We start from the raw sequence: 13385 nt of genomic DNA on the forward strand, positions 1-13385 counted from the left end.
GTGTATTGTTATTTGGGTATTACTGGATAATGATATCCCCTTGATGGTAAGTGTGATAACTAATAACATAGCAATATTACAAATTATTTTCAATATTTCATGGATAATTCTTAAAAAGACGCTTATTTTTGCTGGTGTTTAGTAATAAAAACCATGATTCAAAGAATACAAACCATTTATTTATTAGTTGTCATCCTTTTGACTGGGGTTTTTCCTTTTTGGATTAATCTTTGGTCAGATGCCAGTGGTAATGAAATTTATGCTGCAAATGAAATTATGGTATCTTTGGTATTCTATGTGTCTGCGGTATTGGCATTAGTGTGCATTTTGCTATTTAAAAACAGAAAAAATCAATTTGTAGTTAACAGGTTGAATATGATATTAAATATTTTTTTACTAGGATTATTCGTTTATCGATCGCTAAACTTATCCGGAGAAAGTAACATTTCTGAGAAGGGTATTGGGATGCTGATTCCTATCTTTTCTATCGTTTTTTTAGTATTGGCCAATAGGGCCATAAAAAAGGATGAGGATCTTATAAAATCTGTTGATCGTTTGCGTTAAGCCTAACATTTTAGTTTTATTAGTGCGTTAAACCCGGGGTTGTTCCCGGGTTTTTTAATGGGTTAAAATCTCCAATCTTACGCCCCACGTTTACCTAATTCCACTATTTCCAGATCCTTTATATCTTTTCCATCAATAGTAAAACGCAACATAGTACGAATTGCATGAAACCCATGTTTTCCGCAGGCTCCTGGATTCATGTGTAGTAACTCTAATTTTTTGTCCCACATAACCTTTAAAATATGGGAGTGGCCTGTGATGAACAATTTTGGAGGATTTGCTTTGATCTCTTCCCGTATTCTTGGATTGTATTTGTTTGGATACCCACCAATATGGGTTATCCAAACGTCTACCCCTTCACATGTGAACCTATTGTCCAGAGGAAATTCGAGTTTTGCTTTGTAATCATCAATATTGCCATAAACGGCCCTAACGGGTTTGATGTTTTGTAGGGTATCCGTGACTTCCAATTGACCTATATCGCCGGCATGCCAAATTTCATCTGCCTGTTGGGCATATTTTAATATGGCTTCGTCTATGTGGCTATGCGTGTCAGAAAGGAGTAAAATTCGAGTCATAAAACTTAAAATATGCTAAATTATGGTGCTGTTGGATTTCTGTTTGGGAGGATTAAGGTATCTTTGTCAACACAAAAATACAGTATTCGTTTGAGATATTTTGTTGCCTTTTCATACTTTGGGAAGTCTTACCATGGATGGCAAAAACAGCCCAATGCCTTAACGGTACAGCAGGTGATGGAAGAAAGTTTTTCTATCCTCCTAAGACAGCCGGTGGAATTGATGGGTGCGGGAAGAACTGATGCTGGCGTACATGCCAAACAAATGTATGCCCATTTTGAGGTAGATGGCTTAGAGGATAGGGAAGATCTTTGTTACCGAATGAATGCCTTTCTGCCTGATGATATTGCAATCGGTGGAATTTTTGAGGTTCCCAATGAAGCCCATGCGCGATTTGATGCCTTGGAAAGGACCTATGAGTATTGGGTTGTGCAAGAAAAAAGTCCGTTTTTAATGGATTCGGCTCATTATATTAAATTTAAGTTGGATTTGGATAAGATGAACGAGGCAGCCTCTTTATTGATGAATTATACTGATTTTGAATGCTTTTCAAAATCAAATACTGATGTAAAAACCTACTTGTGTAAGTTAAAGCAGGCCGAATGGACTATTCGGGGAAATGTTTTGGTTTTTACCATTTCAGCAGACCGATTTTTACGGAATATGGTTCGTGCAATTGTGGGTACACTAGTGGAGGTTGGTCTTGGCAAATCCACTTTGGTAGACGTTGAGGAAATAATAAATAGTAAGGATAGGAGCAAGGCAGGGGTTTCTGTACCAGCAAAAGGGTTGTACCTGACAAAAGTGAGTTATCCTTCGCATATAAAATTGAATTCATAATATGGATAAAGATACAGGTAAAGCCTTTGATATGAGGTTGTTCAAGAGGTTGATGAGGCACACAAAGCCGTATAGCACCACCTTTTACGGGGTAGCCTTCGCTGCGATTCTATTATCTGTATTCGCAGTATTGACCCCAATTCTGGTGGGTGATATTGTAGAGGTAGCCATTAAAAACAAGGATGATGAAAAATTATTAAATTTAATTCTAATCATGTCTGCGGTTTTATTAGGTGAGGTGTTAAGTCAATTATCCTTTAATTATTATGCCAATTGGTTGGGGGAATCTGTTATTCGGGATATTCGAATAGCCCTATTTAAACACATGATTGGTTTTAGAATGAAATATTTTGACGGATCCTCTATTGGTGTATTGGTGACTAGGGCCGTGGCAGATATGCAGCGTATTGGCGAAATATTCAGCCAAGGCTTTTTTGTAATCGTATCAGATTTATTAAAGATGTTTGTGGTTGCAGGTGTGATGTTGGTCATGAATTGGAGGCTATCACTCATTGTTTTCGCCATCTTACCCTTGTTGTTATATGCAACCCGATTATTTCAGAAAGCCATGAAAGTGGCTTTTATAGAAGTGAGGGCAGAAGTTTCCAATCTAAATTCTTTTGTTCAGGAGCGACTTACTGGAATGAAAATAGTTCAACTGTTCAATAGAGAAAAATTGGAGCGTGAAAAATTCCGTGAAATTAACGAGAAGCATCAGAATGCTTGGTTAAAAACAGTTTGGTACAACTCTGTCTTTTTTCCAATTGCAGAAATTGTTTCGTCTATTACTATAGGACTTATAGTTTGGTACGGAGGGGTACAGAATGTAACAGGAATTAGTCAAGAAGAATATGGCACTATTTTTTCCTTTATTTTGTTGTCACAGATGCTATTTAGGCCATTACGACAAATAGCGGATAAGTTCAATACGCTGCAGATGGGAATGGTAGCTGCAAATAGGGTCTTTAAAATTTTGGATGCCAATAGCTCCATAGAAGACAATGGTGAGATGGAGATGAAAAAAGTACAAGGCAATATATCCTTCCAAGATGTTCGTTTCGGTTATTTGGAGGATGAAGAAGTACTTCACGGTATCTCGTTTGAGGTAAAAGCTGGAGAGACCATTGCCATTGTTGGGGCAACAGGAGCAGGTAAGTCGACCATCATCAATTTGCTGAACAGGTTCTATGAGATAAATTCAGGTACTATAGCCATTGATGGTTTAGATATTAAAACGTTTAAGTTGTCCTCACTAAGGACCAAAATAGCCGTGGTATTGCAGGATGTTTTCCTTTTTGCGGATACAATCGCCAATAACATCTCTTTAAAGGATAAATCAATTTCACTTGAAACTATTGAACAAGCCGCAAAACAAATAGGAGTACATGAATTTATTTCCAGTTTGCCGGGAGGATATCAATATAACGTAAGAGAAAGGGGCTCCATGTTATCCAGTGGCCAGCGACAGTTAATAGCATTTCTTAGGGCCTATGTTAGCAATCCAAGTATTTTGGTTCTGGACGAAGCCACGTCCTCTGTAGATACCTATTCAGAGCAACTTATTCAGAAGGCAACGGAAAAAATTACAGAAGGAAGAACATCTATTATCATAGCCCATCGCTTGGCTACTATTAAGAAGGCTGATAAAATATTTGTTATGGATGCAGGGGAAATTATTGAGACTGGCACGCATCAGGAATTGTTAAAAAAAGGCGGTTATTATAAAAACTTGTACGAAGCTCAATTCTTGGCGGAGGAAGTAGCTTAATCTAGTAAATAAGATCGTTTTTTATTACGCTTGTCAATTCTGTCAAATCCTTAAATAGTGTAAACTCACCGTTTTTTATATAGGAAATGGTTCCCGTTTCCTCACTCACCACAAGTGCTAAGGCATCTGTTTTTTCTGTAATACCCACTGCGGCTCTATGGCGCAATCCAAAGCGTAGAGGAATTGTGCGCTCATTTGAAACGGGCAATATGACCCTAGTAGCCACAATAAAATTATTTTGGATAACGGCGGCTCCGTCGTGTAATGGACTGTTCTTATAAAAGATACTTTCTATAATGGGCTGGGTGACCTCTATATTCATTTTATCACCAGATGATTTAACAAAATCCAAAGAGTTATTGCGTTCTATGACAATGATTGCCCCTGTTTTGGAAGAGCTCATTCTGTCACATGCCCCTATTATGGCTTCCACATCAATTTCGGTAGTTAGAGCTTCTTGTTTTAGAAATTTAAATTGGCGTAGAAAATTTCGTTTGGATGCAAAATTCGTAGACCCTACCATTAATAGGAACTTTCGTATCTCTTGTTGGAATACTATAATCAGTGCTATAAGGCCTATATTCATGAAGCCTCCTACCATGCTACTGATCATTTTCATTTCCACCAGTTCTGTTAATTTCCATAGTGCCCAGACAATGACTATTCCAATGAAAATATTTATGGCTACCGTACCACGGACCAATTTGTAGATATAGAAAAGGAGTATAGCTACAAGTATGATGTCCAAAAAATCTGTAATCTTAAAATCTAGAAAATTTAAAAAATCCAATGCAGCTGTTTTTTGTAAAAATAGGAAAAATAGGTGAACCAAAAATCGCTTGTATTTATAGGAATGCTTGGTTCAGTTTAACGCATTCCATGGCTTCTTTTACATCATGAACCCTTAGAATGTTAGCTCCTCTGTTTAGAGCTACCATGTTCAAGGCTGTTGTTCCGTTGAGGGCCCCTTTGGCATCGGTACCTAAAATTTTATAGATCATAGATTTTCTGCTCAATCCTGCTAAAATAGGTAGATCTAATAATTGTAAAAGGTCCATTTTCTGCAAGAGTTCATAGTTTTGTGCTACCGTTTTGGCGAATCCAAAACCGGGATCTATAATGAGATCATTAATTTTTAGCACCCTTGCAGCCGCAACCCTTTCGGAAAAATAAAATAAGATATCTTTCATTAAGTCTTCATAGGATGTTTCTTGTTGCATGGTTTGTGGAGTGCCCTTCAGGTGCATCATAATGTATGGGACCTGATGATCTGCCACTGCTTTGAGCATGTTTGCGTCCATTTTGCCTGCAGAAATATCATTGATCATGGCTGCACCTCTATCCAGGCATTGGTGAGCTACCTCTGCCCTGAAAGTGTCTATAGATAACAATATTTGAGGAAATTCCTTCAGTAGTAGTTCCACTATGGGAATAATCCTACCTAACTCTTCTTCTTGTGATACATGGGTAGCACCAGGTTTAGAACTATAAGAGCCAACATCTATGAATATAGCCCCATCCTCTATCATTTGCTCAGTCTTTTCTAATATCACTTTCTCGTGCTTATACATACCACCATCAAAAAAAGAATCTGGGGTAATATTTAAAATCCCCATTACTTTTGGGATATTTAGGTCTATTAAGTTTCCTTTGCAGTTAATGGTCATAGGGTTAAAATAAAAAAGACTTGTAGTTTAAAAGGTAAGTTTGATCCGTGAACTTTGAACAATTAAAAATTTTAAGCGAAATTTACACAAATTAGAAATACTACATGCAGCAAACCTCAGAACAATACGATGCGGTCGTAAAAATTTGTCGAGATCTGTTTTTAAATAAGATGAAGGATTATGGGTGTGCCTGGCGTATTTTGCGACTCCCTTCATTGACAGATCAGATATATATAAAAGCCCTAAGGATTCGAGGATTACAAGAAAATGAGGTCAGAAAGGTAGAGGAAGACGAAAAATCTGAGTTCATAGGAATCATCAATTATTCCATTATGGCTCTTGTTCAAATTGAAAAGGGCATAGTAGAACAGCCCGATCTTTCTAGTGAAGAGGCACTTTTCTTATACAATAGGCATATAGATGCCACCAAATCCCTCATGGAGGACAAAAATCATGATTATGGGGAGGCCTGGAGAGAAATGAGGGTGAGTTCTCTTACGGATCTGATTCTCCAAAAGTTGTTGCGCGTAAAACAAATAGAGGATAATAAAGGTAAAACTTTGGTGAGCGAAGGTATAGGTGCTAATTATCAGGACATGATTAATTATTCCATTTTTGCCATGATATTATTGGAATCCAAGGACGAATACAATTAGGTTATATAATTATATGAAATATTTAGTAGGGTTTAGTCGAATTTTTGTTGGCATATTATTTATTATAAGTGGTCTTATAAAATTAAACGACCCTGTGGGTTTCTCTTTCAAGTTGGAGGAATATTTTAGCCAAGGAGTCCTTGATTTACCTTTTCTGATGCCATATGCTCTGGCTATTTCTATTTTCGTGGTTATTTTGGAGGTTGTTTTGGGGATCATGCTCTTGGTAGGATTCAAAGTAAAATTTACGGTTTGGAGTCTCTTGCTTATGATTGTGTTTTTCACGTTCCTAACTTTCTATTCGGCTTATTTCAATAAGGTAACAGATTGTGGGTGCTTTGGGGATGCTATAAAACTTACGCCTTGGGAATCTTTTACTAAGGATATAGTTTTATTGATTCTCATTGTGATCCTGTTTTTCGGAACCAAACATATAAAATCAATATTTGGGAAAAAAGTGCAGTCAATCATCATATTGGTGACTATTGTAGCCTGCGGATTATTCGCAAATTATGTACTGAACCATTTACCTGCCAAAGATTTTAGGCCTTATAAAATAGGAGTTAATATAAAGGAAGGGATGACCGTTCCAGACGATGCACCAAAAGCAATATATGATTATGCGTGGAGATTTATGGTGAATGGGGAGGAAAAAGTTATAGTGACCAATGGAGGTTACCCAGCGGTAGACGGGGAGTTTGTAGATGTTGAAACCACAGAGATTCAAAAAGGGTATGAACCTCCCATTCACGATTTTACGATTGAGAAAGATGGGGAAGATAGGGCTGAAACTCTATTAGCCGATGATAAATTAGTTATGGTTATTGCCTATGACTTGGCAAAAAGTAACTTAAATGCTTTTTTTGACATTAAAAAAGTTACTGATAGGGCAATGAATAAGGGGTATAAGGTTATCGGAATGTCGGCATCGAATGAACAATTCACTAATATGATCATTGATGAATATCAATTAAATTTTGATTTTTATTTTACGGATGAAACGGCTTTAAAAACTATTGTTCGTTCCAACCCGGCGGTGCTGGTCCTTAAAAAAGGTACCATAGAACAGAAAGTGCATTATAAGGATCTAGAAAGTTTAATTTTCAATTAGGAATAGTTAAAATAGAATAGGATGAGAAGTAAAATAGTTGCAGGGAATTGGAAGATGAACAAAAACCATAAAGAAACGGAGTCGCTGCTTACAGAATTATCAGCAAAACTGCCTGATACCAGTGCCGAGGTCATGGTAGCTCCAACTTTTGTGAATTTAGCCTCGGCAGCGGAGCACATGGAGTCATCTGCCATTGAAGTGATAGCCCAAAACATGCATTTTGCTGAGAATGGCGCTTTTACTGGTGAAATATCTGCGGACATGCTTTTGAATATTGGAGTAGATACAGTAATAATAGGACATTCGGAAAGAAGGGCCTATTTTGGAGAAACTGATGAAATATTGGCTAAAAAAGTGGTTGCGGGTCTAGGAAAGAACATGCGAATTATGTTTTGCTTTGGAGAAGAGCTGCAAGATCGTAAAGCTGGGAATCATTTTAAGGTAGTGGCTAGTCAATTAAAAAATGCATTGTTTGGATTGCCTGCTAGTGCATGGACCAAAATAATATTAGCATATGAGCCTGTTTGGGCTATTGGTACTGGGGAAACAGCCTCTGCTGAACAGGCGCAAGAAATGCATGCATTTATACGTAATACCTTAACAGAGACTTACGATGCAAAAATAGCCAACAACGTATCAATTCTTTATGGAGGAAGTGTAAAGCCGGGCAATGCCGTTGAAATATTTTCCAAGCCAGATGTGGATGGAGGATTAATTGGTGGTGCTGCGTTGGTAGTAGATGATTTTATTGCGATTATTAAGGCTATTTAATTAAATCAAGAATATAAAATATTGTACTAATAAGAAGGGGATTTCTGCCAAGGAATTCCCTTTCTTTAATAATAGATCCAGTATGCAGAACAACAATTACATAGAGTATACCTTTACTGTGAGTCCATTGCAGCCAGCAACGGATATTTTAATTGCCCAATTGGGTGAGATTGGGTTTGAAAGCTTTGTGGAAACCGAAGTAGGCGCATTGGCCTACATTAAAAAGGAAGATTGGTCTGATGATATGATAGCTTCCATACAAATCTTGTACAATCCCAACTTCGATATAGATTATAAAATCATCGAAATTGAGCAGGAAAATTGGAATGCTACCTGGGAGCAAAATTTTAATCCTATACAGGTTGGAGATGCTTGTGTGGTACGTGCCCCTTTTCACGAAAAGCCAGATGTTACCTATGACATAATTATAGAACCCAAGATGAGTTTTGGAACTGGACATCATGAAACCACCTACATGATGATGCAACATATTCTCAATCATGATTTTACTAGTAAGTCGGTATTGGACATGGGGAGTGGCACAGGTGTATTGGCCATTTTGGCAGCTATGAAGGGTGCTTCTCCAGTGGAGGCTATAGATATTGATAATTGGTGCTATCTAAATGCTTTAGAAAATGTGGAGCGCAACCATCATCCAGAAATAAAAGTGATCGAAGGGGATGCCAGTCTCCTGGAAGGAAGAAAGTACGACATCATCATCGCAAATATTAATAGGAATATTCTACTGGAAGATATTCCAACTTATGTCAGTTGTTTGAATACCAATGGGTTGTTATTTTTAAGCGGATTTTATTCCGAGGATATACCCGTCATTTTAGATAAGTGTAAGGAGGTAGGGCTTTTGTTTGAGAATAATCTTGAGAGAAACAATTGGGTGGCTGTAAAATTTAAATGTATTTCATAAATTTTAAGAGTAAATAATCGGTTTTATAATTAAATATAGTATATTTCTGTGTTTATTGTAAGTTAATACTTACTTATGTAAACTATAGATTAATTTAATTACAAAAAAATTATTATGAAACATTTTAAATCTATCACCGTTTTTTCTCTTTTCTTGATGGTCTTTGTAGCCTGTCAAAAAGATAATGATTACAATCAGGAAATTGATGATAATGCCATTGAATCCTTATCACAAGATGTATCTTTAGAAGTTACGGATGATATCATAAGGTTATTAAAAAGCAACAATTACAATGTTGGTGATACCAAGGTAGTTGACTTTATGCTGCCTGATGGTAGTACCGAAAAACGAATCCAGGTAGAAGGCGACATTACTTTTTCCAAAGAACAATTAGAGAGCTTGAAGAAAATTGAAAGTAGCACCGAAAAAAACTATCATACAAACAATCTTGTAAGTCCAAGGACTCTTACCATTATTGGATACACAGGGGGTAGCCAAGCGCTATCGACTAAGGAGCGTACTGCTCTGCAATATGCAGTGGACAATTATAACAGATTAAACTTGTCTATTTCTCTATCCCTAACTTTTGGAACCAACTATTCCAATAGAGATATGGTAGTATACTACAATCCAAGTGGTTCTGGATCTGGAGGTTCTGCTGGTTTTCCAAGTAATGGAAACCCAAACAAGTTTATTCAAATCTACGGCTTGGACAACTACACAACAGATGTTAATGAGCATGTGATCACCCATGAAATTGGACATTCTGTAGGCTTTAGACACACAGATTGGCAAACAAGACAGAGCTGTGGTCAAAACACAAATGAAGGTACTGCAGGGGTAGGTGCAAATCCAATACCAGGTACCCCAGAAGGATATGACCCAACATCTTTAATGCTTGCGTGTTTTAGCGCTAACGAGGATGGAGAATTCAATGCCAATGATATCATTGGCTTAAATTATTTATATTAATTGAAACCTATAGAATTTACTTACAATAGCTAAAAAGTGCCCTAAGGGCACTTTTTTTATGTCATATGTCCAATTAATCAATGTATGTAAAACGAAAAATTATTATATTCGTTAAAAATAGCTTTCCATGAGTACAAAAGAAAAACTCTCGGAACAATTGCTTCTCGAGGAAGAAACAGTCAATCAAAACGAAATTATTCTTTTTAACGACGATGTAAATACGTTTGATTATGTTATTGAAACCTTGATTAAGGTTTGTGAGCACACTTCCGAACAGGCCGAACAATGCTCTCTAATTGTGCATTATAATGGAAAATGTACTGTTAAGACAGGAGAGTATGGCGATCTAAAACCACGATGTAGCAAATTGTTGTTGGCTGGGCTCAATGCGGAGATTGTTTAGTGCTACTTTAAATCTTAAGCTGAGAACTGAAGTTCTACTGTCACGGATTCTTTGACCCTAGAATTCACAACATTTTAAATCAAAAAAAAATTGAAAGTACCTTATATTTTTCTATTTCTTTTTTTGCTTTCAACTTTACTGTATTCACAAGAATTACCACCTATACAAAACTATTCTCCTGGGGATTACCAAGGTGGCAATCAAAATTGGATGATTTCCCAAGCCCCTAATAAGCATATTTATGTTGCCAATAATGCAGGCTTATTAGAATATAACGGAGAAAAGTGGAAATTGTACGAATCTCCTAAGGGTACTATTTTACGGTCTGTAAAAGTTATAGAATCCTTAATATATACAGGCACCTATATGGATTTTGGGTATTGGGAGAAGGATGAATTTGGCAATCTTCAATATATCTCATTAAGTGATCAATTAGTGGAACCGCTTATTGAGGATGAACAGTTTTGGAGTATTTTAGATTTTAGTGATTGGGTATTATTCCAGTCTTTGGATCGTATTTATGTCTATAATACCAAGGATAGGACATTTGAAATAATTGAAGCTAAAACTAACCGAGCTAAAATATTTAAGGTAGGTAATACTGTTTACTTTCAAAAAATAACCCAAGGAATTTTTAAAATTGAAAATGGAAAGGCAGTTTTGGTCTCTGATGCTGCAGTATTTCAAAAAAATGTCTTGGTAGGAGCTTTTACCTTGGGCAAAAAGGTAGTTTTTCTATCGGAACTCGGGGAATTTTATCTTCTGGAAGACAAGGCATTTTCCAAATGGAATCTTGTTGCCAATGATGAATTAACATCACTTAATATCTACAGCAGTTTACAATTAAGTAACGGAAACATTATTTTAGGCACTATTTCGAATGGAATCTTTCAGATTGATCTAAGTGGTAAAATATTAAGGTCTATCAATAAAGAACACGGGCTTTCAAATAATACGGTTTTGAGTGCATTTGAGGACGCTGAACAAAATGTCTGGTTAGGATTGGATAATGGCATTAGCATGATCAATTTAAACTCCCCGTTCAGGGAATTTAAAGATTTTAAAGGAAGGATTGGGGATGTTTACGCAGCGGCAATATTCCAAAGCAATCTTTACATAGGTACCAACCAAGGCCTATTTTATAAGCCTGAAAATAGTCAAGAACCTTTTAAGCCTGTTGAAAATACAAATGGCCAAGTGTGGTGTCTAAACGTAATTGGGGACAACCTGTTTTGTGGTCACAATAATGGCACGTTTTCTATCAAAGAGAATAGGGCGACAAAAATTTCGGATTATCCAGGTACCTGGGATATTAAAAGGGTTATAGGGTATCCCAAGCTTTTATTGCAGGGAAATTATTCTGGCTTTAGTGTTTTGGAGAATACAAATGGGGCATGGGTATTTCGTAATAAAATTGAAGGATTTGATATTTCTTCCCGTTTTTTTGAATTTATCGATGATCACAGGATTTTAGTAAATCATGAAATAAAGGGTATTTATACCTTAACTATTGATGCTGAATATAAAAAAGTTATAAAACAGAAGAGTAGGCCAGCATTTGGTTACGGTTCCAGTTTGGCTAAGTATGAGGACAAAATCTGGTATACCTCCAATAAAAATGAGGGCATGTATTACTACGATAAAAAGCTGGATACTTTTCAAATGGATACATTAATGTCCTACCAATTCTATTCTAGAGGGGAGGGTATTTTAGGAACCCTTATTACTGATGAAATTACAGGAAAGCTATGGGGTTTTTCTAATAACAACTTAATTTATGTGACTTCAGGAAAGTTTAACACCAAGCCTCAGACCTTTAAAATTCCTATTACCGCATCTCTGAGAAGAGGTTTGGGTGTTTTGGGCTTTGAATGTATGAAGTATCTAAAGGAAGATGAATATTTAATTGGTGCTTCTGATGGGTATATTATTCTAAATCTAGATATGGTTGCTACAAAGTCCTATGAGGTAGTAATTGACAAAATCTCCAAAGAATCTTTAAAGAATACTAAGGAGCAACTGTCATTGGTAGGGGGAAATGAATTTAACTATCAAGAGAATAATTTCAACTTTGCTTATAGTGTTCCAGTGTTCGACAAATATACCGAAGTTAAATACCAGTATGTGTTAGAAGGTATGTACGACAATTGGAGTCCTTGGTCAAATATTGGAGAAGTGTCATTCAAAAACCTTCCACATGGTAAGTATACCTTTAAGGTAAGAGCTTTGATTGGGAATGAACCCTCAAAAAACATAGCAGCTTATTCCTTTGTTGTAAAGACATCATGGTTTGCATCAAATTTGGCATTCATCATTTATATAATTTTAGCTATTATTATTTTCGTCCTCGTACATAAAAGATATAAATCCTACTATAGAAAACAACAAGACGCAGTATTAAAGGAAAATGAGAAAAAGAATAAACAGAAGAAGTTAAAAGCACAACGTAAGATTGTTCAGATTAAGAATGATAAGTTAAAGCAAGAGATAGAAAGTAAAAATAGGGAACTAGCAGTTTCTACAATGAGTATTATTAAAAAGAACGAATTCTTAAATGATATAAAGGACCAGCTAAAAAAGGGCGAAAACAACACCAAAATTAAGGCCGTTATTAAAACTATAGACAATAACATTAATAACGAAGATGATTGGAAATTTTTTGAGGATGCTTTTAATAATGCAGATAAACATTTCTTAAAAAAAATTAAAGCTATTCACTCAGACCTTACCTCTAACGATTTACGCTTATGTGCCTATCTACGATTAAATCTTTCTTCCAAGGAAATTGCTCCATTGCTAAACATATCTGTACGCAGTGTAGAGGTCAAAAGATATCGTTTGAGAAAGAAAATGGACCTATCTCATGAAAATAGCTTGACAGATTATATTCTAAACCTGTAGCATAGTACAACAATATTTAAATTTACCACAACATTGCCTATACAAAACGTCTTTTGCTAATGTTTTGTTAAGATTTCTTTTGTTTTATTTCTTTCTCAGAGGGCTAACAAAACATAGCTTTTATATCGAAATCGGCAAATTACAGGGTGTGCAATTTCATTATGTATATTTTTTGTAGGGGTAAATTATTAGAATGGTATTTTTTGATGTGATAAATTGTCAAATCAAA

General features: G+C 36.0%; 13 protein-coding genes. 10 read left to right on the plus strand and 3 right to left on the minus strand.

What is annotated here, in order from left to right; translation table 11 throughout:
• Window positions 1-153 precede the first annotated feature (153 nt).
• Window positions 154-564 carry a DUF4293 domain-containing protein gene (locus tag ABXZ36_RS05120; RefSeq protein ID WP_354614413.1) on the plus strand — a complete coding sequence of 137 codons (411 nt, stop codon included), beginning with the start codon at window positions 154-156 and terminating at the stop codon, window positions 562-564.
• A 77-nt stretch (window positions 565-641) separates the two neighbouring features.
• On the opposite strand, the gene ABXZ36_RS05125 is transcribed toward ABXZ36_RS05120, so the two are convergent.
• Window positions 642-1142: a metallophosphoesterase family protein gene (locus tag ABXZ36_RS05125; RefSeq protein WP_354614414.1), complete on the minus strand. Its 501-nt coding sequence runs from the start codon at window positions 1140-1142 to the stop codon at window positions 642-644.
• Window positions 1143-1232: 90 nt separating this feature from the next.
• Here ABXZ36_RS05125 and truA point away from each other — a divergent pair, with 90 nt between their 5' ends.
• Both truA and ABXZ36_RS05135 read left to right on the plus strand, forming a co-directional pair.
• Complete coding sequence (gene truA, locus ABXZ36_RS05130; protein ID WP_354614716.1) at window positions 1233-1982, plus strand: tRNA pseudouridine(38-40) synthase TruA; 750 nt, start codon at window positions 1233-1235, stop codon at window positions 1980-1982.
• Between the two features lies 1 nt (window position 1983).
• Entirely contained in the window at window positions 1984-3750 is a 1767-nt protein-coding gene (locus ABXZ36_RS05135; RefSeq protein WP_354614415.1) for an ABC transporter ATP-binding protein, read from the plus strand.
• A gap of 1 nt (window position 3751) precedes the next feature.
• Here ABXZ36_RS05135 and ABXZ36_RS05140 read toward each other — a convergent pair whose 3' ends face one another.
• The gene (locus ABXZ36_RS05140; protein WP_354614416.1) at window positions 3752-4540 is read right to left on the minus strand and encodes a diadenylate cyclase; all 789 of its coding nucleotides are present in this window, start codon (window positions 4538-4540) and stop codon (window positions 3752-3754) included.
• Window positions 4541-4595: 55 nt separating this feature from the next.
• Window positions 4596-5417, minus strand: coding sequence for a dihydropteroate synthase (folP, locus tag ABXZ36_RS05145; RefSeq protein ID WP_354614417.1), 822 nt, complete (start codon window positions 5415-5417; stop codon window positions 4596-4598).
• A 104-nt stretch (window positions 5418-5521) separates the two neighbouring features.
• Between folP and ABXZ36_RS05150 the strand changes: the two genes are divergently transcribed.
• The 7 genes from ABXZ36_RS05150 to ABXZ36_RS05180 all read left to right on the plus strand — a co-directional run bounded on the left by ABXZ36_RS05150 (window position 5522) and on the right by ABXZ36_RS05180 (window position 13156).
• Window positions 5522-6073: a DUF1599 domain-containing protein gene (locus ABXZ36_RS05150; RefSeq protein ID WP_354614418.1), complete on the plus strand. Its 552-nt coding sequence runs from the start codon at window positions 5522-5524 to the stop codon at window positions 6071-6073.
• Window positions 6074-6086: 13 nt separating this feature from the next.
• A complete protein-coding gene (locus tag ABXZ36_RS05155) occupies window positions 6087-7184 on the plus strand; it encodes a BT_3928 family protein (RefSeq protein WP_354614419.1) in 1098 nt (365 codons plus the stop codon).
• 21 nt (window positions 7185-7205) lie between these two features.
• Window positions 7206-7955 (plus strand): triose-phosphate isomerase, encoded by a 750-nt coding sequence (gene tpiA, locus ABXZ36_RS05160; RefSeq protein WP_354614420.1) that lies wholly within the window; start codon window positions 7206-7208, stop codon window positions 7953-7955.
• An 82-nt stretch (window positions 7956-8037) separates the two neighbouring features.
• A complete protein-coding gene (prmA, locus tag ABXZ36_RS05165) occupies window positions 8038-8880 on the plus strand; it encodes a 50S ribosomal protein L11 methyltransferase (protein ID WP_354614421.1) in 843 nt (280 codons plus the stop codon).
• A 114-nt stretch (window positions 8881-8994) separates the two neighbouring features.
• Window positions 8995-9852: a M57 family metalloprotease gene (locus tag ABXZ36_RS05170; protein ID WP_354614422.1), complete on the plus strand. Its 858-nt coding sequence runs from the start codon at window positions 8995-8997 to the stop codon at window positions 9850-9852.
• Window positions 9853-9979: 127 nt separating this feature from the next.
• A complete protein-coding gene (locus ABXZ36_RS05175; protein ID WP_354614423.1) occupies window positions 9980-10255 on the plus strand; it encodes an ATP-dependent Clp protease adaptor ClpS in 276 nt (91 codons plus the stop codon).
• A gap of 90 nt (window positions 10256-10345) precedes the next feature.
• Window positions 10346-13156, plus strand: a complete 2811-nt coding sequence (locus ABXZ36_RS05180; RefSeq protein ID WP_354614424.1) for a helix-turn-helix and ligand-binding sensor domain-containing protein — start codon at window positions 10346-10348, stop codon at window positions 13154-13156.
• The last annotated feature ends 229 nt before the right edge of the window (window positions 13157-13385 follow it).

The organism is Sediminicola arcticus, assembly GCF_040566695.1.
GTDB lineage: Bacteria > Bacteroidota > Bacteroidia > Flavobacteriales > Flavobacteriaceae > Sediminicola > Sediminicola arcticus.

Bases quoted from the DNA above. Each gene is read 5' to 3' on its own strand.
- ABXZ36_RS05155 (WP_354614419.1), top strand. From the start codon at position 6,087: ATGAAATATTTAGTAGGGTTTAGTCGAATTTTTGTTGGCATATTATTT.
- prmA (WP_354614421.1), top strand. From the start codon at position 8,038: ATGCAGAACAACAATTACATAGAGTATACCTTTACTGTGAGTCCATTG.
- ABXZ36_RS05125 (WP_354614414.1), bottom strand. From the start codon at position 1,142: ATGACTCGAATTTTACTCCTTTCTGACACGCATAGCCACATAGACGAA.
- ABXZ36_RS05135 (WP_354614415.1), top strand. From the start codon at position 1,984: ATGGATAAAGATACAGGTAAAGCCTTTGATATGAGGTTGTTCAAGAGG.
- ABXZ36_RS05150 (WP_354614418.1), top strand. From the start codon at position 5,522: ATGCAGCAAACCTCAGAACAATACGATGCGGTCGTAAAAATTTGTCGA.
- ABXZ36_RS05175 (WP_354614423.1), top strand. From the start codon at position 9,980: ATGAGTACAAAAGAAAAACTCTCGGAACAATTGCTTCTCGAGGAAGAA.
- folP (WP_354614417.1), bottom strand. From the start codon at position 5,417: ATGACCATTAACTGCAAAGGAAACTTAATAGACCTAAATATCCCAAAA.
- ABXZ36_RS05120 (WP_354614413.1), top strand. From the start codon at position 154: ATGATTCAAAGAATACAAACCATTTATTTATTAGTTGTCATCCTTTTG.
- tpiA (WP_354614420.1), top strand. From the start codon at position 7,206: ATGAGAAGTAAAATAGTTGCAGGGAATTGGAAGATGAACAAAAACCAT.
- ABXZ36_RS05170 (WP_354614422.1), top strand. From the start codon at position 8,995: ATGAAACATTTTAAATCTATCACCGTTTTTTCTCTTTTCTTGATGGTC.